Origin of the sequence: Streptomyces albiaxialis (assembly GCF_039530985.1) — a bacterium.
GTDB classification, from domain to species: domain Bacteria; phylum Actinomycetota; class Actinomycetes; order Streptomycetales; family Streptomycetaceae; genus Streptomyces; species Streptomyces albiaxialis.
The window spans coordinates 832003-851548 of the sequence record NZ_BAAAPE010000013.1; the positions used below are offsets into that span (position 1 = coordinate 832003).

Sequence of the window (19546 nt, forward strand, 5' to 3'; positions counted from 1 at the left end):
GTCTCGGGTCAGGTGAAGAGCTTGCCCAGGGCCGGGCAGCTCACCGACTCGTCGAGGAGGCGCAGGCCCTCCCAGGCGGTGACCTGGTTCGCGGTGAGGACCGGCTTGCCCAGCTCCGCTTCGAGGGCCGGGATGTACGCCGCGGTGTGAAGGGCGGTGTCGGGGAGGAGGACCGCCTGCGCGTCCGGGTGGTCGCCGCCGCGGGCGAGCGCCAGGACCTCCTCCTCTCCCCAGGTGCCGACCTCGGCGGCGGTGATGATGCCGCTGCCGCGCATGGAGACGACCTCGGAGCCCGCCGCCTTGAGGAAGGCGGTGAACAGCTCGGCCACGTCCTCCGGGTACGTCGCGGCGATGGCGACGCGCTCGGCGCGCAGCGCCCGCACGGCCCCCGCGAAGGCGAAGGACGTGCTGGAGGCCGGGAGCCCCGCCGTGGACGACAGCTCGCGGACCTGCTCGTGGGCGCCGTCCCAGCCGAAGACGAAGCTCGCGCTGGTGCAGGCCCAGACGACCGCGTCGATCTCCTGGGACTTGACCTCCTCGACCTTCGCGGCGAGCCGCTTGGCGGAGCCCATCTCCAGCAGGGCGTCCACCCGATGGGCGTCCTCGCCGATGTCGGTATGGACGAGGGGCAGCCGGACGGAGGCACCTGCCTCCCCCAGGATGCGTTCCAGACGCGGGTAGTCGTCCTCGGCCGAGTACCCCGGGTACAGGAAGCCGATCGCGCGCGTCCGTGCCGCTGCCGCCTCTGCCATCTACTCCTCCTCCTGGTCGAACTGGTCCTGGGTGTGCGTGTGGATTCCCGGGCGGGTCATACCGGCGGCTGCCCGCCGGAGTCCCACTCGTCCCCGCCGGACGGCGGGTAGCCGAGGTCGGTGCCCTCCAGGGGGTCGCCGCTCTCCGTCCCGGCGCCCGCGAGCGCGGCCTCCGGCTCGGGCGGGGACGCCTGGGCGGGCGGCGAGGGGGCCATCGCGGCCGGGCCGCGTCTGGCGACCGGGTCGAGCAGGGCCTGGTACGGGCCGACTGCCTCCTTGCCGATGCCCCGCAGCGCGGCCCACATGGTGACCTGGTTCGCCGAGAGGACCGGCATCCGCAGCTCCGCCTCGAGCTGCGGGATCACGTCGTACGTCGGGAGGTTGGTGCAACTGATGAAGAGGGCGTCGGGGGCGCCGACGACCGCCTCCCTGGCCATGTCGACCACGTCGCGGTACGGCACGCGCCAGATCTCGCGGGTCAGCCCGAGGTAGCTCCGGCCGGTGATCTCGATGCCCGCCTCGCCGAGGAAGTCCTCCAGCGAGTCGGTGACGGACTTGGTGTAGGGGGTGACCAGGGCGATGCGGCGCGCGTCGATCTCCTGGAGCGCCGCGAGCATGGCTCCGGAGGTGGTCAGCGAGGGGATCTCGCCGGCCTGCTCCATCGCCGAGACCATGGCTTTCTCGCCGGCGGTGCCTCCTACGAAGCTGCCGGACGTACAGGCGTAGGCCACCGCTTCGGGGGCCACGGCGCACAGTGCCCGCACCGCTTCGCGGAGTGTCTCGTGCTCGCTGACGAGACGGGCGAGGTCGAGGCTGACCTCAACGGGCACAAAAGGGGTTCGCGTCAGGTGCAGGGACACGTCGTCCGGCACCCAGCGCCAGAGCTCTCGGTCGAGCGCGAAGTCGAACGGCGCGACGATTCCGACGCCGCGCTGCTGCAGCGGTCCACCAAGGAAGGAGACGTCCATTTTCGGGCCCCAAAAGAACGGAGGGGTGGCTGCTTGGCCGTAGCCAGAAGGCCCCTGAGTCAGACGGAGGTCAGAGGAATTACAAAGCCGGTCAGAAGCCGGGACGCCGGGACAGATGTCTTTGTTGACGAAGGTAGTTTGTGCTCCCTACCGTGGTCAATCCTCGGCCAATCGTTGCATCTGAGGGCCGATCCCGCCTTCGTCCCGCCTCCCTCCGTCTCGCTCGTCAAGTCTTCGTATAGCGCGCCACAGTCAACCGTCCCCACGTTTCGAAATGGTTTCCTGCCAATGTCCGAAACATGCGTCCTTGTCCTTGATGCCGAGCCGCTGCCGCGGCTCGACCGTCTCCAGGGTCGTGCCCGTGTGGTGCACGCCGACGAGAAGTCCCTCGCGAGCCAACTTGAGGCCGCCGATGTGCTGTTGGTCTGGGACTTCCTCTCCGACGCGGTCCGTGAGGCCTGGCCCGGCGACGGGCCCAGGCCGCGCTGGGTGCACACCCCGAGCGCGGGCGTGGACCGCCTGCTGCCCGAGCTGGCCGACGGCCGGGACACCGTCATTACGAATGCGCGGGGTGTCTTTGACCAGCCAATTGCCGAATACGTCGCGGGACTCGTGCTGGCCATGGCCAAGGATTTCCGTGGCACCTGGGAATTGCAACGCCAACGGCGGTGGCGGCACCGGGAGACATTTCGCGTGGGCGGCAGCCGCGCGGTGGTGGTCGGCTCGGGCCCCATTGGCCGGGCAATTGGCCGCACGTTGATGGCACTGGGTGTCAATGTGGACCTCGTCGGCCGTACGGCGCGGGACGGCGATCCGGAATTCGGCCGGGTGCACGCCACGGCCTCGCTGCACGGCCCCGACGGGCTGCTCGGCACCGCGGACTGGGTGGTGTGCGTGGCGCCGCTGACGGAGGAGTCGCGGGGGATGTTCGACGCTTCCGCGTTTGCTCGGATGAAGCCCGAGGCCCACTTCATCAATGTCGGCAGGGGGCAGCACGTCGTCGAGGCCGATCTCGTGGACGCGCTCCTCAAGCACCGGATCAAGGGCGCGGCCCTGGACGTCTTCGCCCAGGAGCCCCTCACCACCGACAGCGGCCTGTGGGACGTGCCGGGGCTGCTGGTCTCGCCGCACATGAGCGGGGACACCGTCGGCTGGCGCGACGACCTCGCGGAGCAGTTCCTCGACAACTTCGACCGTTGGGAGGCGGGCGAACCGCTGCTCAACGTCGTCGACAAGCACCTCGGCTACGTGCCGACGAAGCCCGCTTCCCACCCGGAGGTCTCGTGATGTCCGATCTCACCGCGCTCAGCGCGACACAGCTCGTCGAGGGGTACGAGGCGGGGTCCTTCAGCCCCGTCGAGGTGACCCGGGCGACGCTGGAGCGGGCCGCGGAGGCGGACGCGCGGGTGAACGCGTTCGTACGGATCGACGGTGACGAGGCCCTGGAGCAGGCCGCCGAGTCGGCCGGGCGCTGGCAGCGCGGCGAGCCCGCGGGCCCCGTGGACGGCGTGCCGGTCACGGTGAAGGACATCCTGCTCCAGCGCGGCGGCCCCACCTACCGGGGCTCGTGGGCGGTCTCCGACGCGGGCCCGTGGGACGAGGACGCCCCCTCGGTGGCGCGGCTGCGGGAGAGCGGCGCGGTGTTCCTGGGGAAGACCACGACGCCGGAGTTCGGCTGGAAGGGCGTGACGGACAGCCCCCGGCACGGCGCGACGGGCAATCCGTACGACCCCTCGCGTACAGCGGGCGGCTCCAGCGGGGGCAGTTCGGCGGCAGTCGCGCTGGGCGCGGGGCCCCTCTCGCTGGGCACCGACGGCGGGGGCTCGGTGCGGATCCCGGCCTCGTTCTCCGGGATCTTCGCGCTGAAGCCCACCTACGGCCGGGTGCCGATCTACCCGGCGAGCGCCTTCGGGACGCTGGCCCACGTCGGGCCGATGACGCGGGACGCCCAGGACGCGGCGCTGCTGATGGACGTGATCACGGGTCCCGACGCGCGCGACTGGTCGCAGCTCGGCCCGGCCCCGCACAGCTTCCGGGGCGCGCTGGCCGCGGGCGCCGAAGGGGTGCGCGGGCTGCGGATCGCCTTCTCCCCCGACTTCGGCGGCCGGGTGGCCGTCGAGCCGGAGGTCGCGGCGGCGGTGCGGCGCGCGGTGGAGCTGCTCACGGAGCTGGGCGCGACGGTCGAGGAGGCCGATCCGGGGTTCGAGGACCCGGTCGAGGCCTTCCACACCCTGTGGTTCAGCGGTGCGGCCCGCGTCACAGAGCATTTCAGCCAAGATCAGCGCGAGAGTCTCGATCCGGGCCTCCGGGAGATCTGCGAGGACGGCGCCTCGCGCAGCGCGCTGGACTATCTCGCGGCCGTCGACGTGCGGATGGCGCTCGGCAAGCTGATGGGCGCCTTCCACGAGACGTACGACCTGCTGGTGACCCCCACCATGCCCGGCACCGCCTTCGAGCTGGGGCGCGAGGTGCCGGAGGGGTCGGGGATGAAGCGGTGGACGGAGTGGACCCCGTTCTCCTATCCGTTCAACATGACGCAGCAGCCCGCCTCCTCGGTGCCCTGCGGGGTGGACGGGGCCGGGCTGCCGATCGGGGTCCAGCTCGTGGGTCCCCGGCACGCGGACGCGCTGGTGCTCGCCGCTTCCCACGCGCTCTTCGAGGCGGGCGCGGCCGACCGGGTGCCGCCGCCGATTTCCTGAGAGGCCGAGAGGCCGGAGAGGCCGGAGAGGCCGGAGAGACCGAGAGGCATTTCCGCGTACAGAAATGAATGAGGGTGCTGCCGCAGAATCCTGAAGGATTCCGCGGCAGCACCCTCGCATTCTCTTCCGTTACGCCCGGCGGAAGTTCAGGGATTCACCGAGAGCGCCCGCGCGCCAGAGGTCCTGGCACGCTTCTGCCATACGGTCGAGACCGTCGACGACCGTTCCCCAGACAATGCCGGGAACCCAGCCCGCGTCGCCGTTGATGAGCAGGTTGTTGCGCTCGTAGAAGAGCGCCAGATCGACGACCGTCTTGCGCTGCGCGTGCGCGGCCTGGCCGCCCTGCTGCTCGGCCGCGGCCTCATACCCGTAGGAGGCCGTGCTCAACTGCGTGTCGGTGAAGGTGAAATAGCAGAGGTCACCGGGGATGGGCGTGATGGTGGGATTCTCCAGCGGCGGCTCCTCGGGGGCGAAGGGCGGAATGAGGGCGTAGATCTCGTTACGCGCGTACTTCGCGTGGTAGACATCGCCCCCGAGCGGCAGTGCGTCCCACACCGCCGCGCAGGTGACCGGGGCCCGGTCGTCGAGGAGCTTTGCCGTGCAGCTCACTCCCCGCTTGTCCAACGACACTTCAATGAAGCGCTCAGCCATCGTGCCTCCGCACACTGGTTGGTCATTTGCCCGTCAATAGTGACGCAAAGGTCAGCCTCAGCACGACCCCGTAACGGCCGGAAAAGATCCGCATATCTTGAGTGAGTCTGGGTAGCCGCGCGCCCATGGCTCCACCACAAGGGAACAACACCGGAAGTGCCGGAAGAGGTTTCAGCCGACGCCTGCTGCTCGCGGGGGCAGCAAGCGTCGGTGCGGCGGGTGCGCTCGGGGCGACGACGGCATGCAGCCGTGTGTCCAGTGCTGACACCGGAGACGGGGGCGATCTACTGGAACGGCTGAAGGCTCAGGGCACGGTCAGGCTGGGCCTCGCCGGTGAACAGCCCTACAGCTACATCGACAAGGACGGGGAGCTGACCGGGAGTTCCCCGGCGATCGCACGGATCATCTTCAAGCGGCTGGGCGTTCCGAACGTGCAGCCGTTCCCGACCGAGTTCAACTCGCTCATCCCGGGTCTGAACTCGCTGCAGTTCGACGTCGTGGCGGCGGGGATCTACATCATCCCCGAGCGCTGCGAGCAAGTGCTGTTCGCCGACCCCGAGTACGAGATGCGGGACGCCTTCATCGTGCGTAAGGGAAATCCCAAGAAATTGCGGACCTACGAGGACATCAAGAAGACCGGCGCCAAGATGGCGACGGGCACCGGATACGCCGAGATCCAGTACGCGGCCGAGGTCGGCATCAAGAAGAGCGACATGCTCCTGCTTCCCGACCAACTGGCCGGTCTGCTCGCCGTCGAGCAGGGCAGGTGCGATGTCTTCTCCGGCACGGCGGTGACCGTCCGCAACGTCGTCAGGCAGACAAAGAGCACAAAGGCCGAGTTCACCGAGGCATTTACTCCCAAACTTGACGGTAAGCCCGATCTCGGCACCGGTGCCTTCGCGTTCAGGAAGGCCGAGGCGAATCTGAGGGACGCCTTCAACCGCGAGCTGCACAAGATGAAGAAGAGCGGCGAGCTGTTCCGCGTGATGAAGCAGTTCGGGTTCGTCAAGGAGGAGATGACGACCATGACCGCGAAGGAGCGTTGCAAATGACGGACCTTACAGCGGGTTTGTGGGAACTGCTGCTGAAGGGCGTCTGGGTCACGGTCCAGCTCACGGTCTACAGCGCGCTGCTCGGCGCGTTCGTCGCCATGGTCGTGGGCGTGGCACGGACGAACAGACTCTGGATCGTCCGCTTCCTCTCCGGGCTCTACATGGAGATCTTCCGCGGCTCGTCGGCCCTGGTGCTGATGTTCTGGATGTTCTTCGTGCTGCCGGTCGCGTTCGGCCTCCAGCTCGTGCCCATGTGGGCGGCGGTGCTGGCGCTGGGCCTGTCGTACGGCGCGTACGGCTCGGAGATCGTGCGCGGCGCGATCGCCGCCGTGGCGCCCGCTCAGCACGAGGCGGGGATCGCGCTGAGCTTCTCCCCGTGGCAGCGGCTCACCAAGATCACGCTTCCGCAGGCCTGGCCGGAGATGATCCCGCCCGCCAACAACCTGCTCATCGAGCTGCTCAAAGGCACGGCCCTGGTCTCGGTGCTCGGGGTCGGCGACATCGCCTTCGGGGCCTCCCTGGTGCGCAACGCACTCGGTGAGAGCGCCCCCGTCTACACGATCATCCTGGTCATGTACTTCGTCCTGGCCTTCCTCATCACCCGCGGCATGCGCGCGATGGAGCGGCAGGCGAAGGCCCGCATCGGCCAGACACCGGAGAAGAAAGCCGGGCTCATGCGCAAACTCAACATCCGCCAGGAGACCGAGCTGGCCAGTGCCTCGCGCGGCGGCAGCGGCGGAGGTGGCGCCTGATGGACTGGGACTGGAACGCAGTCGGTGACTTCATGCCGCGCTTCTGGGACGGCGTGCTCGTCACGCTCCAGGCGCTGGTCCTCGGCTCGCTGATCGCCTTCGGGCTGGGCCTCGTATGGGCGCTGGCGCAGCGCTCGCCGCTCAAGGCGGTCCGGTGGCCGGTGACGATCGTCACCGAGTTCATCCGCAACACCCCCCTGCTGGTGCAGCTCTTCTTCCTGTACTTCGTGCTGCCCGAGTGGGACATCACCTTCTCGGCCCTGACCACCGGCATCATCGGTCTGGGCCTGCACTACTCGACGTACACCGCCGAGGTGTACCGCGCCGGGATCGACGGCGTGCCCGCCGGACAGTGGGAGGCGTGCACGGCGCTCAGCCTGCCGCGCACCCGGGTCTGGGGCGCCGTGATCCTCCCCCAGGCGATCCGCCGCGTGGTGCCCGCGCTGGGCAACTACGTGATCGCGATGCTGAAGGACTCGCCGATGCTCGCCACGATCGGCGCGCTGGAAATGCTCGGAGAGGCCCGCCAGTTCAGCGCGGAGACCTTCCAGCCGACCGAGCCGATCACGGTGATCGGCATCGCCTTCATCCTCATCGCCTACCCGGCTTCCCTCCTCACGCGAGCCCTGGAGCGTCGTCTTGTCCGCTGACACCGCACCGAACACCGAACCCAACGACCACACGAACCCGGCCGTCGACGGCAGTGAACTGATCAAGTTCCACAACGTCACCAAGCGGTACGGCAGCAACGTCGTCCTCGACAACCTCTGTTTCGACGTCGCCTCCGGCAAGCACGTGACCCTCATCGGCCCCTCGGGCTCCGGCAAGACCACGATCCTGCGGCTGCTGATGACCCTGGTCACGCCGGACGAGGGCACCATCAAGGTCGCCGGCGAGTACCTCACGCACGAGGAGAAGAACGGCAAGCTCGTCCCCGCGAGCGAGCGCTACAGCCGCGAGGCACGCAAGAAGATCGGCATGGTCTTCCAGCAGTTCAACCTGTTCCCCAACATGAAGGTGCTGCGGAACATCACCGAGGCGCCCGTGCACGTCCTCGGCCTCCCCAAGGACGAGGCCGAGCAGCGGGCCAGGGAGCTGCTGGAGCTGGTCGGGCTGACCGAGCACCTCGACAAGTACCCGACCCAGCTCTCCGGCGGCCAGCAGCAGCGCGTGGCCATCGCCCGCGCGCTCGCCATGCGCCCGCAGGTGCTGCTCCTGGACGAGGTCACCTCGGCCCTCGACCCCGAGCTGGTCGCGGGCGTGCTCGACGTGCTGCGGGACATCGCCCACACCACGGACATCACCATGCTCTGCGTCACGCACGAGATGAACTTCGCGCGGGACATCTCGGACGACGTGCTGATGTTCGACGCGGGACGCGTCATCGAGTCGGGCTCGCCGGAGAAGATCTTCTCCGACCCCGAGCACGAGCGGACGCGGGAGTTCCTCAGCGCGGTGCTGTAGCCCGTGCCGTGAGAACCGGGCCCGCGCCCACCGGCGCGGGCTCGCCTCCCTGGCATATGCCGATAGCAGCAACAGTGCCTTTTCGGCACACACTTGGCCGCTATCGTGGTACGTACGGCCGTGACCGCCTGGAGCGGACACGACGCAAACGGTCACAACCTCCAGGGGGACACCGTGGCGCTACTCCAACCTCCGGGGGGCCACTCCCCGGACCCCGGGCGGGAGCCCACCGCCCCGTTCCACTCCGTGCAGTACGCGCTGCGCGTGCTGGAAGCCGTCGCCCGGCGCCGCGACGGGGTGACCGAGGAGACCATCACCCACGAGACCGGCCTGCCCGGCGGCCACCTCGCCCACCTGCTGGCGATGCTGCGCCGCGAGTCGTACGTCGAGAAGCTCTCCGACGGCTCGTACGTGGTCGGCGAGTCGCTCGTGCTGCTCGGCTCCGGCGTGGACCGGAAGCGGGCCCTGCGCGAGCAGCTCCAGCGCACCCTCTCCGACCTGCGGGACACGGTCGGCGCCGCCGTCTACTTCAGCCGGTACCGCGACGGCGAGCTGGACATCACGCAGTACGCGGACAGCCCCGAGGCCCCGTCCGTGAACGAGTGGGTGGACTTCCGCTCGGCGGTGCACGCCACCGCGATCGGCAAGTGCCTGCTCAGCCAGCTCGACCACGACGGCCGCATGGACCACCTGGCCCGGCACAGGACCGCCCGGCTCACCTCGCGCACGATCACCGACGAGCGCCTCCTGCTGAACACGCTGGACCGCCAGCCGCCCACGGTCCCCACCCTGGATCTCCAGGAGTACGCGGTGGGCACCGTCTGCGCCGCCGTGCCCGTGACGGCGGGCTCGTCCGTGAGCTGTCTGGCCCTCTCGCTCCCCGTCGAGCAGGCGCACCGGCTGCGCCGGGCGGCGGAGGAGCTGAGCCGCAAGGCGGCCCCGGTGATGCTCTCGCTCACGCTCTGAGGGTGGTCATCAGCACCCCCCGGAAGGGGGTAGTATTTCTACACGTCAGCCGGGAACGGCCGACACAGGCGCCGTTAGCTCAGTTGGTTAGAGCAGCTGACTCTTAATCAGCGGGTCCGGGGTTCGAGTCCCTGACGGCGTACCGGCCGAAGGCCCCTCGCGAGAGCGAGGGGCCTTCGTCGTATCCGGGCCCGCGCGGGTCCTCAGCGCCCCAGCAGCTCCTCCCTCCCCTGCTCCCGGTAGCGGGCGAGCAGGGCCACGACGTCCCCGTCCGTGAGCCTCCGGTACGGGGCGCCGCGCTCGGGCGTCCACCACACCTGACCCTCCCCGCCCCGGAACCCCGCGCGGCGCAGCTCCCCGCGCCGGATCTTGTTCGTGGCCGTGACCGGCATCCGCGCCAGGACCCGCACGAAGCGCGGGGCCGCCTTGGTGGACAGGTCGGGCTGGGCCGCGAGGAACGCCGCGAAGGCGTCCGGCGCGAAGGCCCCGGGCTCCTCCAGCGCGAGCGCGGCCATGACCTGGTCCCCCGAGACGGGGTCGGGGACCGCGTAGACGGCGGCGGAGCGGGCGGCGGGGAAGCGGGCGAGGATGTTCTCGACGACGGCGGCGGCCAGGTTCTCCCCGTCGACGCGCAGCCTGTCGTCGGCCCGTCCGGCGAAGTGGAACCAGCCGTCCTCGTCGCGGAAGAAGAGGTCCCCCGTCCAGTACCAGCCCGCGCGGGTGCGGGCCGCGGCCGCCTCCTCGTTCTTCCAGTACCCCTCGAAGAGCGTGCGGCCCCGGTTGACCAGTTCGCCTATGGCCTCGCCGGGGTTGAGGAGGCGGCCTCGGGGGCCGAGCCGGGCGCGCGGTCGTTCCTTGCCGGTCTCCGGGTCGACGACCGCGAGGTCCTCGCCGGGGCCCGCGCGTCCGACGGCGCCGGGCGGCGCCGCGTCGGAGTGGCGCAGGGCCGCGCCGCCCTCCGACGAGCCGTACCCCTCGACCAGCCGGACCCCGAACCGCGCCGTGAAGCGCCCGGCGTCCACGGGCCCGGCCTCGGTGCCGAAGCCGAGCCGGAGCGGGTTGCGCGCGTCACCGGGGCGGGCGGGGGTGTCGAGGAGGTACTGGACGGCGCGGCCCACATAGGTGAAGTACGTCGCGCCGAACGTCCGTACGTCCGGGAGGAAGCCGGAGGCCGAGAAGCGGCGGCGCAGCGCGACCCCGGCGCCGCCCGCGAGGGCCGGGGCCCAGCCCGCGATCACGGCGTTGCCGTGGAACAGCGGCATGCACAGGTAGTGGACGTCGTCAGGGCCCGTGCCGAACTGCCGGGCGAGCGCCTGTCCGGCCGCGGCCAGCCGCCCCTGGCTGACGATCACGGCCTTCGGCGCGCCCGTCGAGCCGGAGGTGAAGGTCAGCAGCATCCGCCGCCCCGGCTCCGGCGGGCGGACGACCGTTTCGCCGGGCACGGCGTCCTCGTACGGGGCGAGGAGCGCGGCATAGGCGGGGCCGTCGGTGACCAGGGTGCGGGCGGGGAGGCCGGGCAGGCCGTCGAGGAGCGGCAGGTGGGCGCGTTCGGTGACGAGCAGCGCGCACTCGGTGTGGCCGATGTCGCGGGCCAGCTCGGCGCCGCGCCGGGTGGGGTTGAGGCCGACGGCCGTGGCCCCGGACAGGGCCGCGGCGGCGAGCCAGAGGGGGTACTCGGCGGTGTTGTCGAGCAGCAGCCCGACGTGGGGCTCGGCGCCGCGCGGCAGCAGGTCGGCCAGGAGCGCGGCCCGCGCGGCGGCGCCGGCCGCGGCGGCGTGGTGGGTGAGGTCCGCGTGCGGCTCGCGGCAGCGGAGCCCGCCCGCGCGGTGGTCGCCCCACCGTGCACGGACGAGTTCGGCGATCGTACGGACAGGGGCTCGGTCGCCCCCGGAGGAACGGCTCGCGCTCATGGCCGCGCACGATAGCTGACGTAACGTCAGATCGGCAGGGCCAGTCCCGCCTCCCTCCGCCGCATCGAGCCGATGAGCAGCAGGACGACCCCGGCGACGGCCCAGATGGAGAGCACCAGCATCGGGGCGGCCAGGGCGTTGCCGGAGAAGTAGACGGTGTTGCGCACGGCCGTGGTGCCCGCGCCCGCGGGGAGCCAGTCGCCGATCGCGCGCCAGAAGGGCGGGATGAGCTGCTTCTGGAAGGCGCCGCCCGCGCTGGGGTTGCCGAGCACCACGAAGATCACGACGGCGATGCCGATGCCGATCACCCCGAAGAACGCCTCCAGCGCCATCGTCACGGCGGCGGTGCCGAAGACGGTCAGCGCCCCGATCCACCACAGGGCCATGAAGTGCCCGTCGAGCGCGTGCAGCGCGGGCCCGACGATGATCGCGGCGCCCAGCCCGGAGACCACCGAGTAGACGGCCACCCCCGCGAGCCTCAGCCCCGCCAGGCCTGGGCGGGCGGGGCGGGTGCCGATGGTGACGCCGAGCAGCGAGGCCACCAGATAGCCGCCGACCAGCCAGCCGACGACGAGATAGAAGGCGGTCAGGCTGTTGTAGTCCTCGTCCCCCGACGGCGAGATGTCCTCGACCTTCAGCCTGCGGCCCTGGTCGGCGGCGACCTTCTTCCCGACCTGCTTCACGGCCTCGGTGACGGGGCCCCCGGCGCCGGAGGCGACGAGCAGCGTGTCCTCGTCGCCCTTCGGGTTCATCACGTACGCGCCCTGCGCGTCGCGGTCCATGATCCGGGTGCGCGCCGCGCTCTCGTCCTTGACGGTGGTCACCTCGACGGGGCGTCCGGGCAGCGTGTCGATCCGCTGCGCGACCTTCTCGGGCGCGGCGACGGCGAGCGGGACGCGCTGGGGGTCGGGGTGGTGGAACGCGCCGATATAGGAGAGGAGGAAGCCCAGTTGGACGAGGAGCACGCCGGCCACGAGGGCGACGACCCCGGGGGTGAGCGTGGCCCGCAGCCCGGCGTCAGGGGTGGAGTAACGCATGGAGTTTCCCTTGTGAGTGATTTTTTCCATGCATACCGCATTGCCCCCTTCCTCCCACCTCGGAGCGGCGAGGGAAGGTGAAGTTCCCCTTGCATTGGTCTGGACATGACCGTTCGGCCGCCACTAGATTCGCGCCTGGTCTAGACCGCAGAACCCACCAGAACCGAGCAGTGCGCACTCCGATCCCACGATCGATCCCCCCACGATCCACCTGGAGCGAGCATGCGTAAGAGGATCGCCGCGGCCGTCGTCGGACTCTGTGCCGGCGGAGCGGCCATGCTGTTCACCGGCGGCTCCGCGCAGGGCCACGGGTACAGCCAGGACCCGATGAGCCGTCAGGCGTACTGCGCCAGCGGCGAGGCCAAGGACTGCGGCCCCATCCAGCACGAGCCGCAGAGCGTCGAGGGTCCCAAGGGCTTCCCGGAGAAGGGCCCGGAGGACGGCCTGATCTGCGCGGGCGGCAACGAGGGCTTCAAGCAGCTCGACGACCCCCGCGACGGGAAGTGGCCCAGCACCAAGCTGAACGCGGGCCAGAACTTCACCTTCAAGTGGAACCTGACCGCGCGGCACTCGACCACGGACTTCTCGTACTACGTCACCAAGGACGGCTGGGACCCGAGCAAGCCGCTCACCCGGGCCGACCTGGAGTCGAAGCCGTTCCTGACGGTCCCGATGGACGGCGAGCAGCCGCCCGCCGAGTGGACCGCCGAGGGCAAGCTCCCCGAGGGCAAGAAGGGCAAGCACGTCATCCTCGGCGTGTGGACCATCGCCGACACGGCCAACGCGTTCTACTCCTGCGCCGACGTCGAGTTCTGAGCCACTTCTCCGCCCCCACCCGGGAGGGCCGGTCCACGCGTCCGCGTGACCGGCCCTCCCGCGCGAGTGTCCTCCCGTACGCGTGTGCCATAGCGGGGACCGTCCTGATCGGCGAGACTCACCCCATGTCCGCCGCACCCCTCTCGCGCAGGGCGCTGGGTCGCGCCGTCCTCGCCCGCCAACTCCTCGCCGAACGGGCGACGATGACCGCCCTGGAGGCCGTCGAGCATCTCGTCGGCCTCCAGGCCCAGGCGCCCAAGCCGCCCTATTTCGGGCTCTGGTCCCGCGTCGCCGGATTCGACCCCGAGGAGCTGTCCCGGCTGCTCCAGGACCGCGCGGTGGTCCGGATCCCGGTGATGCGCGGGACCGTGCACCTGGTCAGCGACCGGGACGCCGTCCAGCTCAGACCCCTCACCCAGCCGGTGTACGAGCGCGTGCTGCGCTCCAGCCGGCACGGCAAGGCCCTCGGCGGCCTCGACCCCCGCCAGGTCACCGACGCCGCACGGGAGCTGCTCGCCCAGGGACCCCGCACCCCGAAGGAGCTGGGCGAGCAGCTCGGCGCGCGCTGGCCGGACATCGATCCCGACGCGCTGTCCATGACGGCGCGCTATCTGCTCCCCCTCGTCCAGCTTCCGCCGCGCGGGCTGTGGGGGCGCTCGGGCGGCCCGGTCCTCGACACCGTGGAGTCCTGGCTCGGCCGTCCGCTCGCCGTCGAGCCCTGCGTCGAGACCGTCGTGCTGCGCTATCTCGGCGCCTTCGGCCCGGCCTCCGTGCGCGACGCCCAGACCTGGTCCGGACTCACCCGGCTGAGCGAGGTGCTGGAGCGGCTCCGCCCCCAGCTCCGCGTCTTCCGCGACGAGAACGGCACCGAGCTGTTCGACCTCCCCGACGCCCCGCGCCCCTCCCCCGACACCCCGCTCCCGGCCCGCTTCGTCGCCGAGTACGACAACCTCGTCCTCTCCCACGCCGACCGCACCCGCGTCATGGACGACGACGTCCGCGCCTCCCTCGCCAGCAGGAACGGCCAGGTGCCCGGCACGGTCCTGCTGGACGGCAGGGTCCGCGGCACCTGGAAGGCGGACACCTCGCGGAAGGCGGCACGCCTGACCGTCACCTCCTTCGGCGCCCTCTCGAAGAAGGAGCAGGCCGAGCTGGAGGAGGAGGGCGAGCGCCTGCTGCGCTTCGCGACAGGCGACGACCGCCCCCGCACGGTCGCCTTCGAGGAGACCCCATGAGGACGCCCCGAAGGGGCGTTTCAGGGGCGCGGGGAACTGCGCGACCAGCCACGACACATCCGCAGGCCGCAGCGCACGGCAAGGGGCACCCCGGCACCGCACCCGGAAAGAGCACCGCATGACCCAGCGCAGAGCCCAGTCCCTCCAGGAGCAGATCAAGAGGCTGATCATCGACCGGCGCCTCCCCAGCGGCGCGCCCCTGCCCACCGAGACCGACCTCATGGAGCTGCTCGGCGCGAGCCGCAACTCCGTCCGCGAGGCCCTCAAGGCGCTCCAGGCCATGGGCATCGTGGAGATCCGGCACGGCTTCGGTACGTACGTCGGGGCGATGTCCATGGCCCCGATGACGGAGGGCCTCTCCTTCCGCACGGTCGCCGGGCACTACCGCGGCGAGGACAGCCTGCTGCAACTGCTGGAGCTGCGGGAGGCGATAGAGACCGGCCTGGTCGCGCGGCTCGTCGGCGACAGCACGGCGGGCGCCCCCGGGCCCGCCGCGCTGGCGGAGCTGGAGAAGGTGGTCGCGCGGATGCGCGAGGAGGCGGAGGCCGGGGGCGTCCGCGCCGGTACGGACCGGGCCTTTCACGCCGCCCTCTACAGCGGGCTGGGGAACTCGCTGCTCAGCGAGGTGCTGGACGCCTTCTGGGATGCCTTCCACCGCGTCCGCACCGACCTCGCCGACCTCCACCAGGACCCCATGGTCACCTGGCGCCAGCACGCCGAGATCCTCGCGGCCGTTCGGGCGGGGGACACGCTGCGCGCCGAGAGCGCGGTGCGGGCCCACTTCGGGAACATCCGCGCGCGGCTGCGCTCCACGCTCCCCGAGCGGACCGCCCCTGCTGACTCGTCCGTCACACAGAAAACTTCCATACCGCCACAACAGTGCTGAATCGCCACTTTCGCCCTTGCGATCAAGTGGCAAGTCGGGGAACCTAACGTGGGGTCACTGCTCTGTGCACGCGTCGAAGACGCCCAGGTGAGAGCCGAATTACGGCAAGTGCGAAAGCTCCACCGAGGGGGCGCCGCGCCGTGCGGAAACCGTGACCTTCATCATGGAACCGGAAGACGGCCCGCCGAAGTCTCAGCACCCGGCGGCCGAAGCATGCCGCGCCCGAGTCGAGGGGGCCGAGGACGCGGGTCAGCACAAGGTCACGCGGTGAGACCGCCGCGTGCGGGGGGATGGGACACACATGACGTCGACGCCGCCGACGGGTGCCCGGCAGCCTGAGCCACAGCAGCCGCCAGGGCAGGACCCGACGCAGACGGCGCAGTTGCGCATCCCGCGCCAGCACCGGCAGCGCAACACGAACGGCCGGGGCATGCGCTGGAGCAAGAAGGCCCTCCCCCGGTACGACTATGAGCACTACAGCCGACTCGCCGGCCCGCTCTCGCAGCCGGACCCGGGCAGGCCCTACCGCGTGCAGTACCGCAGCCTGCTCGCCGACGAGCCGCACCGGTTCCGCGCCGGCTTCCTGCTCGTGCTGGCCCCGATCCTCTCCGCCGGTCTGCTGGTGTGGCTGATGCAGCCCCAGCACTGGACCAAGCGTGACGCGGGCGAGGTCTCCGACCTCGTCATCAAGCTGGACATCGTGATGCTCGTGGCCATCGGCCTCATCGAGCTGTTCCGCACGATGAACGTGATATCCAACGCGCACGCGACCCTCGTCGCGCGCGATCCGGTCCCCGTCGTGCCCGAGGCGGGCACCCGCGTCGCCTTCCTCACCTCGTTCGTGCCCGGCAAGGAGCCGATCGAGATGGTCACCAAGACCCTTGAGGCGGCCGTCAAGATCCGGCACCGCGGCACCATGCACGTCTGGCTCCTCGACGAGGGCGACGACCCCGATGTGAAGGCCGTCTGCCAGCGCCTGGGCGTGCACCACTTCTCCCGCAAGGGCGTCGCGCACTGGAACACCAAGAAGGGCGCGTTCCGCGCGAAGACCAAGCACGGCAACTACAACGCCTGGCTCGACGCCCACGGCGACGACTACGACTTCTTCGCCGGTGTCGACACCGACCACGTCCCGCTCCCCAACTACCTGGAGCGGATGCTCGGCTATTTCCGCGACCCCGACGTCGGCTTCGTCATCGGCCCCCAGGTCTACGGGAACTACGACAACTTCGTCACCAAGGCGGCCGAGTCCCAGCAGTTCCTCTTCCACGCGCTGATCCAGCGCGCGGGCAACCGGTACGACGCGCCGATGTTCGTCGGCACCAGCAACGCCGTCCGCATCAAGGCGATCAAGGGCATCGGCGGCCTGTACGACTCCATCACGGAGGACATGGCCACCGGCTTCGAGATGCACCGCGCCCGGAACCCGGAGACCGGCAGCAAGTGGCGCTCGGTCTACACCCCGGACGTGCTCGCGGTCGGTGAGGGCCCCAACGCCTGGACCGACTTCTTCACCCAGCAGCTCCGCTGGTCGCGAGGCACCTACGAGACCATCCTCAAGCAGTACTGGCGCGGCTTCGGCACCATGCCGTTCGGGAAGCTCTTCAACTACACGATGTTGATGATCTTCTACCCGATCTCGGCCATGAACTGGATCCTGGCCGCCCTCTCCTGCGCACTCTTCCTCGGCATGGGCGCCTCCGGCGTCCAGATCGACCCGACCATCTGGATGGCGCTGTACGGCAACGCGTCCGCCCTCCAGATCGGCCTCTACATCTGGAACCGACGGCACAACGTCTCCCCCCACGAGCCCGAGGGCTCCGGCGGTCTGGCCGGCATGCTGATGTCCGCGCTGTCCGCACCGATCTACGCGCGCTCTCTGTTCGACACCGTGCTGCGCCGCAAGAGCAAGTTCGTGGTCACCCCCAAGGGCAATTCAGCCAGCCCGGACACGCTCTTCGGCACCTTCCGCGTCCACCTTTTCTTCATCCTGATCTTCGGTGGCTCGTTCGTCGGCTCGCTCTATCTGGGCCACGACCACCCGGCGATGCTCACCTGGGCCGCGCTCGCGCTGCTCATCACGGCAGCGCCGATCATCGGATGGCGCTTCACCGTCCGCGCGGAGAAGAAGAAGCGCAAGCAGCAGAAGAAACACCGTGGTTACGACCAGGAGCCCCCGGCCGGCGGGCCGGACGGCGGGATGCCGCCGGGCGGCGCCGAGCCCGGGCCGAACCGGCCGAGCTGGGCCGCCTCTCCTGACGAGACCATGCAGATTTCCCTTGGGGGACGTAAGCAATGAACAACCGGCCCAACCGCCGATACCGGCCGAGCAAGCGGGCTCAGCGCATCACCATCGGCACCGTGGTCGTGCTGGCCATCGCGGGGTTCAACGGACCCGCGCTGTACGGCTTCGCCTCGGAGAAGTACCACAACTACAAGATCAACCAGCCCGAGTACAAAGCGGACAAGGGTCACTGGCAGATAGTCGACGTCCCCGACAAGTACAAGATCAACACGATCCACGCGGCGCTGCTCAACACCGGCAAGGTGCTGCTCGTCGCGGGCTCGGGGAACAACGCGAAGAACTTCGACGCCAAGACCTTCCGCACGGTGCTGTGGGACCCGGTGAAGAACACCTTCAAGAACATCCCCACGCCGAACGACCTCTTCTGCTCCGGCCACAACCAGCTCCCCGACGGGAAGCTGCTGGTCGCGGGCGGCACCCAGAGATACGAGACGCTCAAGGGTGACGTGAAGAAGGCCGGCGGCCTGATGTTCCTCTACAACGAGAACCCCGACAAGGGGAAGACGATCAAGAAGGGCACCCGCTTCACCGGGCGGGAGAACGGCAAGACCTTCGTCGCGCAGAACAACACGATCATTCCGCGCGCCAAGAAGAAGGTCGACCCGGCCACCGGCAAGGTCAAGGTCACCGCCAGCCTCGCCCGCGTCTACTCCGAGGCGGAGAAGAAGGGCCGCAAGTACTCCACGGGCTCCCAGGACCAGTACACGGTCAGCGGCCTCAAGGGCGCCGAGAAGAAGAACATCTACGGCATCGCCCAGAAGATGTCCTTCGACAAGAAGGACTTCCAGGGCATCAAGGATGCCTACGAGTTCGATCCGGTCGCCGAGCGCTACATCACCGTCGACCCGATGCACGAGGCCCGCTGGTACCCCACGCAGGTCACCCTCCAGGACGGCCGCGTGCTGACCGTCTCGGGGCTCGACGACATCGGCCAGGTCGTCCCGGGCAAGAACGAGATCTACAACCCGGACACCAACAAGTGGAACTACCTCCCGAAGACCCGCTTCTTCCCGACGTACCCGGGTCTGCACCTGATCGGTGAGAACCGGATCTTCTACAGCGGTACGACCGCGGGTTACGGCCCCGACAACAAGGGCCGCATCCCCGGCATCTGGAACATCGAGACGAACAAGTTCACCAAGATCCCGGGCATGGGCGACCCGAACATCCTGGAGACCTCGATGTCCGTGCCGCTCCCGCCGACCCAGTCCCGGAAGTACATGGTCCAGGGCGGCGGCGGCGTCGGCGAGTCCCCGAAGAGCTCCGACAAGACGCGCATCGTGGACCTCAAGGAGGACTCGCCGCGCTTCCACGACGGTCCGAAGCTCTACGAGAAGGTCCGCTACCCCTCCAGCGTGATCCTCCCGAACGACACGGTGCTCACCACCAACGGCTCGGGCCAGTACCGTGGCAAGACCGACAGCAATGTCCTCAAGGCCGCGATCTACGACCCGAAGAAGAACGCCTACAAGGAGGCGGCCGAGCCGCTCGTCGGCCGTAACTACCACTCCGGTGGCCTGCTGCTGCCCGACGGCCGCGTGATGACCTTCGGTTCGGACTCGCTCTACTCCGACAAGGCCAACACCAAGCCGGGCAAGTTCGACCAGCGCATCGAGATCTACACCCCGCCCTACCTCAACAAGGAGGGCAAGGAGCAGCCCGACCTCCAGGACGTCGGCAAGAGCCGCAAGACGCTCTCGCTGGGCGACAAGGTCTCCTTCAAGAGCAAGGACGCCAAGAAGGTCGAGAAGATGCGCCTGGTGCGCCCGGGCTCCTTCACCCACGTCACCAACGTCGAGCAGTCGTCCGTGGCGCTCAAGGTGAAGAAGGGCGCGGACGGCACGCTCAACACGGCCATCCCGGACGACCCGTCGCTGGTCACCCCGGGCTGGTGGATGGTGTACGCGGTGGACAAGGACGGCATCCCGTCCAAGGCCAAGTGGGTCAAGGTCAGTGTCGACCCCCAGGCGAAGCACACCACCATCACGAAGGGCGACCCGGTGGTGAACCCGAAGAACTGACGGGCCGCGACCGACGGAACGCATACGAGAGG

17 protein-coding genes and 1 tRNA gene are annotated in these 19546 nt (G+C 69.7%); 13 read left to right on the top strand and 5 right to left on the bottom strand.

What is annotated here, in order from left to right; translation table 11 throughout:
- Window positions 1-8 precede the first annotated feature (8 nt).
- Window positions 9-752 carry a maleate cis-trans isomerase family protein gene (locus ABD343_RS27300; RefSeq protein ID WP_344531981.1) on the bottom strand — a complete coding sequence of 248 codons (744 nt, stop codon included), beginning with the start codon at window positions 750-752 and terminating at the stop codon, window positions 9-11.
- Window positions 753-808: 56 nt separating this feature from the next.
- Window positions 809-1720, bottom strand: coding sequence for a maleate cis-trans isomerase family protein (locus tag ABD343_RS27305; RefSeq protein WP_344531982.1), 912 nt, complete (start codon window positions 1718-1720; stop codon window positions 809-811).
- Between the two features lie 288 nt (window positions 1721-2008).
- Here ABD343_RS27305 and ABD343_RS27310 point away from each other — a divergent pair, with 288 nt between their 5' ends.
- Window positions 2009-3007 (top strand): D-2-hydroxyacid dehydrogenase, encoded by a 999-nt coding sequence (locus ABD343_RS27310; RefSeq protein ID WP_344531983.1) that lies wholly within the window; start codon window positions 2009-2011, stop codon window positions 3005-3007.
- Window positions 3007-4419 carry an amidase gene (locus ABD343_RS27315; protein ID WP_344531984.1) on the top strand — a complete coding sequence of 471 codons (1413 nt, stop codon included), beginning with the start codon at window positions 3007-3009 and terminating at the stop codon, window positions 4417-4419. Before ABD343_RS27310 ends, ABD343_RS27315 begins: the two co-directional genes overlap by 1 nt.
- A gap of 129 nt (window positions 4420-4548) precedes the next feature.
- Here the strand turns inward: ABD343_RS27315 and ABD343_RS27320 are convergent, their stop codons facing one another.
- Window positions 4549-5070, bottom strand: a complete 522-nt coding sequence (locus ABD343_RS27320) for a DUF3830 family protein (RefSeq protein WP_344531985.1) — start codon at window positions 5068-5070, stop codon at window positions 4549-4551.
- A gap of 125 nt (window positions 5071-5195) precedes the next feature.
- Between ABD343_RS27320 and ehuB the strand changes: the two genes are divergently transcribed.
- The 6 genes from ehuB (at window position 5196) to ABD343_RS27350 (ending at window position 9446) form a co-directional block, all read left to right on the top strand.
- On the top strand, window positions 5196-6122 hold the full coding sequence (gene ehuB / locus ABD343_RS27325; RefSeq protein WP_344531986.1) for an ectoine/hydroxyectoine ABC transporter substrate-binding protein EhuB: 927 nt from the start codon (window positions 5196-5198) through the stop codon (window positions 6120-6122).
- The gene (gene ehuC / locus ABD343_RS27330) at window positions 6119-6874 is read left to right on the top strand and encodes an ectoine/hydroxyectoine ABC transporter permease subunit EhuC (RefSeq protein WP_344531987.1); all 756 of its coding nucleotides are present in this window, start codon (window positions 6119-6121) and stop codon (window positions 6872-6874) included. Before ehuB ends, ehuC begins: the two co-directional genes overlap by 4 nt.
- On the top strand, window positions 6874-7524 hold the full coding sequence (gene ehuD / locus ABD343_RS27335) for an ectoine/hydroxyectoine ABC transporter permease subunit EhuD (protein ID WP_344531988.1): 651 nt from the start codon (window positions 6874-6876) through the stop codon (window positions 7522-7524). The genes ehuC and ehuD overlap by 1 nt, the downstream gene beginning before the upstream one ends.
- A complete protein-coding gene (gene ehuA, locus ABD343_RS27340; protein WP_344531989.1) occupies window positions 7514-8338 on the top strand; it encodes an ectoine/hydroxyectoine ABC transporter ATP-binding protein EhuA in 825 nt (274 codons plus the stop codon). Before ehuD ends, ehuA begins: the two co-directional genes overlap by 11 nt.
- A gap of 174 nt (window positions 8339-8512) precedes the next feature.
- On the top strand, window positions 8513-9304 hold the full coding sequence (locus ABD343_RS27345; RefSeq protein ID WP_344531990.1) for an IclR family transcriptional regulator: 792 nt from the start codon (window positions 8513-8515) through the stop codon (window positions 9302-9304).
- A gap of 68 nt (window positions 9305-9372) precedes the next feature.
- Window positions 9373-9446: transfer RNA gene (locus tag ABD343_RS27350), tRNA-Lys, on the top strand.
- A 61-nt stretch (window positions 9447-9507) separates the two neighbouring features.
- Here ABD343_RS27350 and ABD343_RS27355 read toward each other — a convergent pair.
- Both ABD343_RS27355 and ABD343_RS27360 read right to left on the bottom strand, forming a co-directional pair.
- Window positions 9508-11214: an AMP-binding protein gene (locus tag ABD343_RS27355; RefSeq protein WP_344531991.1), complete on the bottom strand. Its 1707-nt coding sequence runs from the start codon at window positions 11212-11214 to the stop codon at window positions 9508-9510.
- A gap of 26 nt (window positions 11215-11240) precedes the next feature.
- Window positions 11241-12251: an ABC-2 transporter permease gene (locus tag ABD343_RS27360; protein WP_344531992.1), complete on the bottom strand. Its 1011-nt coding sequence runs from the start codon at window positions 12249-12251 to the stop codon at window positions 11241-11243.
- A gap of 222 nt (window positions 12252-12473) precedes the next feature.
- On the opposite strand from ABD343_RS27360, the gene ABD343_RS27365 reads away from it, so the two are divergent.
- The 5 genes from ABD343_RS27365 (at window position 12474) to glxA (ending at window position 19514) form a co-directional block, all read left to right on the top strand.
- Window positions 12474-13067: a lytic polysaccharide monooxygenase auxiliary activity family 9 protein gene (locus ABD343_RS27365; protein WP_344531993.1), complete on the top strand. Its 594-nt coding sequence runs from the start codon at window positions 12474-12476 to the stop codon at window positions 13065-13067.
- Window positions 13068-13192: 125 nt separating this feature from the next.
- On the top strand, window positions 13193-14302 hold the full coding sequence (locus tag ABD343_RS27370) for a winged helix DNA-binding domain-containing protein (RefSeq protein ID WP_344531994.1): 1110 nt from the start codon (window positions 13193-13195) through the stop codon (window positions 14300-14302).
- Window positions 14303-14420: 118 nt separating this feature from the next.
- Window positions 14421-15188 (top strand): FadR/GntR family transcriptional regulator, encoded by a 768-nt coding sequence (locus ABD343_RS27375; RefSeq protein ID WP_344531995.1) that lies wholly within the window; start codon window positions 14421-14423, stop codon window positions 15186-15188.
- A 301-nt stretch (window positions 15189-15489) separates the two neighbouring features.
- The gene (locus tag ABD343_RS27380) at window positions 15490-17487 is read left to right on the top strand and encodes a glycosyltransferase family 2 protein (protein ID WP_344531996.1); all 1998 of its coding nucleotides are present in this window, start codon (window positions 15490-15492) and stop codon (window positions 17485-17487) included.
- Window positions 17484-19514: a radical copper oxidase GlxA gene (gene glxA, locus ABD343_RS27385; protein ID WP_344531997.1), complete on the top strand. Its 2031-nt coding sequence runs from the start codon at window positions 17484-17486 to the stop codon at window positions 19512-19514. Before ABD343_RS27380 ends, glxA begins: the two co-directional genes overlap by 4 nt.
- Window positions 19515-19546 lie beyond the last annotated feature (32 nt).

Coding starts and splice junctions, on each gene's coding strand:
- ABD343_RS27300 (WP_344531981.1), bottom strand. CDS start 752: ATGGCAGAGGCGGCAGCGGCACGGACGCGCGCGATCGGCTTCCTGTAC.
- ABD343_RS27305 (WP_344531982.1), bottom strand. CDS start 1,720: ATGGACGTCTCCTTCCTTGGTGGACCGCTGCAGCAGCGCGGCGTCGGA.
- ABD343_RS27310 (WP_344531983.1), top strand. CDS start 2,009: ATGTCCGAAACATGCGTCCTTGTCCTTGATGCCGAGCCGCTGCCGCGG.
- ABD343_RS27315 (WP_344531984.1), top strand. CDS start 3,007: ATGTCCGATCTCACCGCGCTCAGCGCGACACAGCTCGTCGAGGGGTAC.
- ABD343_RS27320 (WP_344531985.1), bottom strand. CDS start 5,070: ATGGCTGAGCGCTTCATTGAAGTGTCGTTGGACAAGCGGGGAGTGAGC.
- ehuB (WP_344531986.1), top strand. CDS start 5,196: ATGGCTCCACCACAAGGGAACAACACCGGAAGTGCCGGAAGAGGTTTC.
- ehuC (WP_344531987.1), top strand. CDS start 6,119: ATGACGGACCTTACAGCGGGTTTGTGGGAACTGCTGCTGAAGGGCGTC.
- ehuD (WP_344531988.1), top strand. CDS start 6,874: ATGGACTGGGACTGGAACGCAGTCGGTGACTTCATGCCGCGCTTCTGG.
- ABD343_RS27355 (WP_344531991.1), bottom strand. CDS start 11,214: ATGAGCGCGAGCCGTTCCTCCGGGGGCGACCGAGCCCCTGTCCGTACG.
- ABD343_RS27360 (WP_344531992.1), bottom strand. CDS start 12,251: ATGCGTTACTCCACCCCTGACGCCGGGCTGCGGGCCACGCTCACCCCC.
- ABD343_RS27365 (WP_344531993.1), top strand. CDS start 12,474: ATGCGTAAGAGGATCGCCGCGGCCGTCGTCGGACTCTGTGCCGGCGGA.
- ABD343_RS27370 (WP_344531994.1), top strand. CDS start 13,193: ATGTCCGCCGCACCCCTCTCGCGCAGGGCGCTGGGTCGCGCCGTCCTC.
- ABD343_RS27375 (WP_344531995.1), top strand. CDS start 14,421: ATGACCCAGCGCAGAGCCCAGTCCCTCCAGGAGCAGATCAAGAGGCTG.
- ABD343_RS27380 (WP_344531996.1), top strand. CDS start 15,490: ATGACGTCGACGCCGCCGACGGGTGCCCGGCAGCCTGAGCCACAGCAG.
- glxA (WP_344531997.1), top strand. CDS start 17,484: ATGAACAACCGGCCCAACCGCCGATACCGGCCGAGCAAGCGGGCTCAG.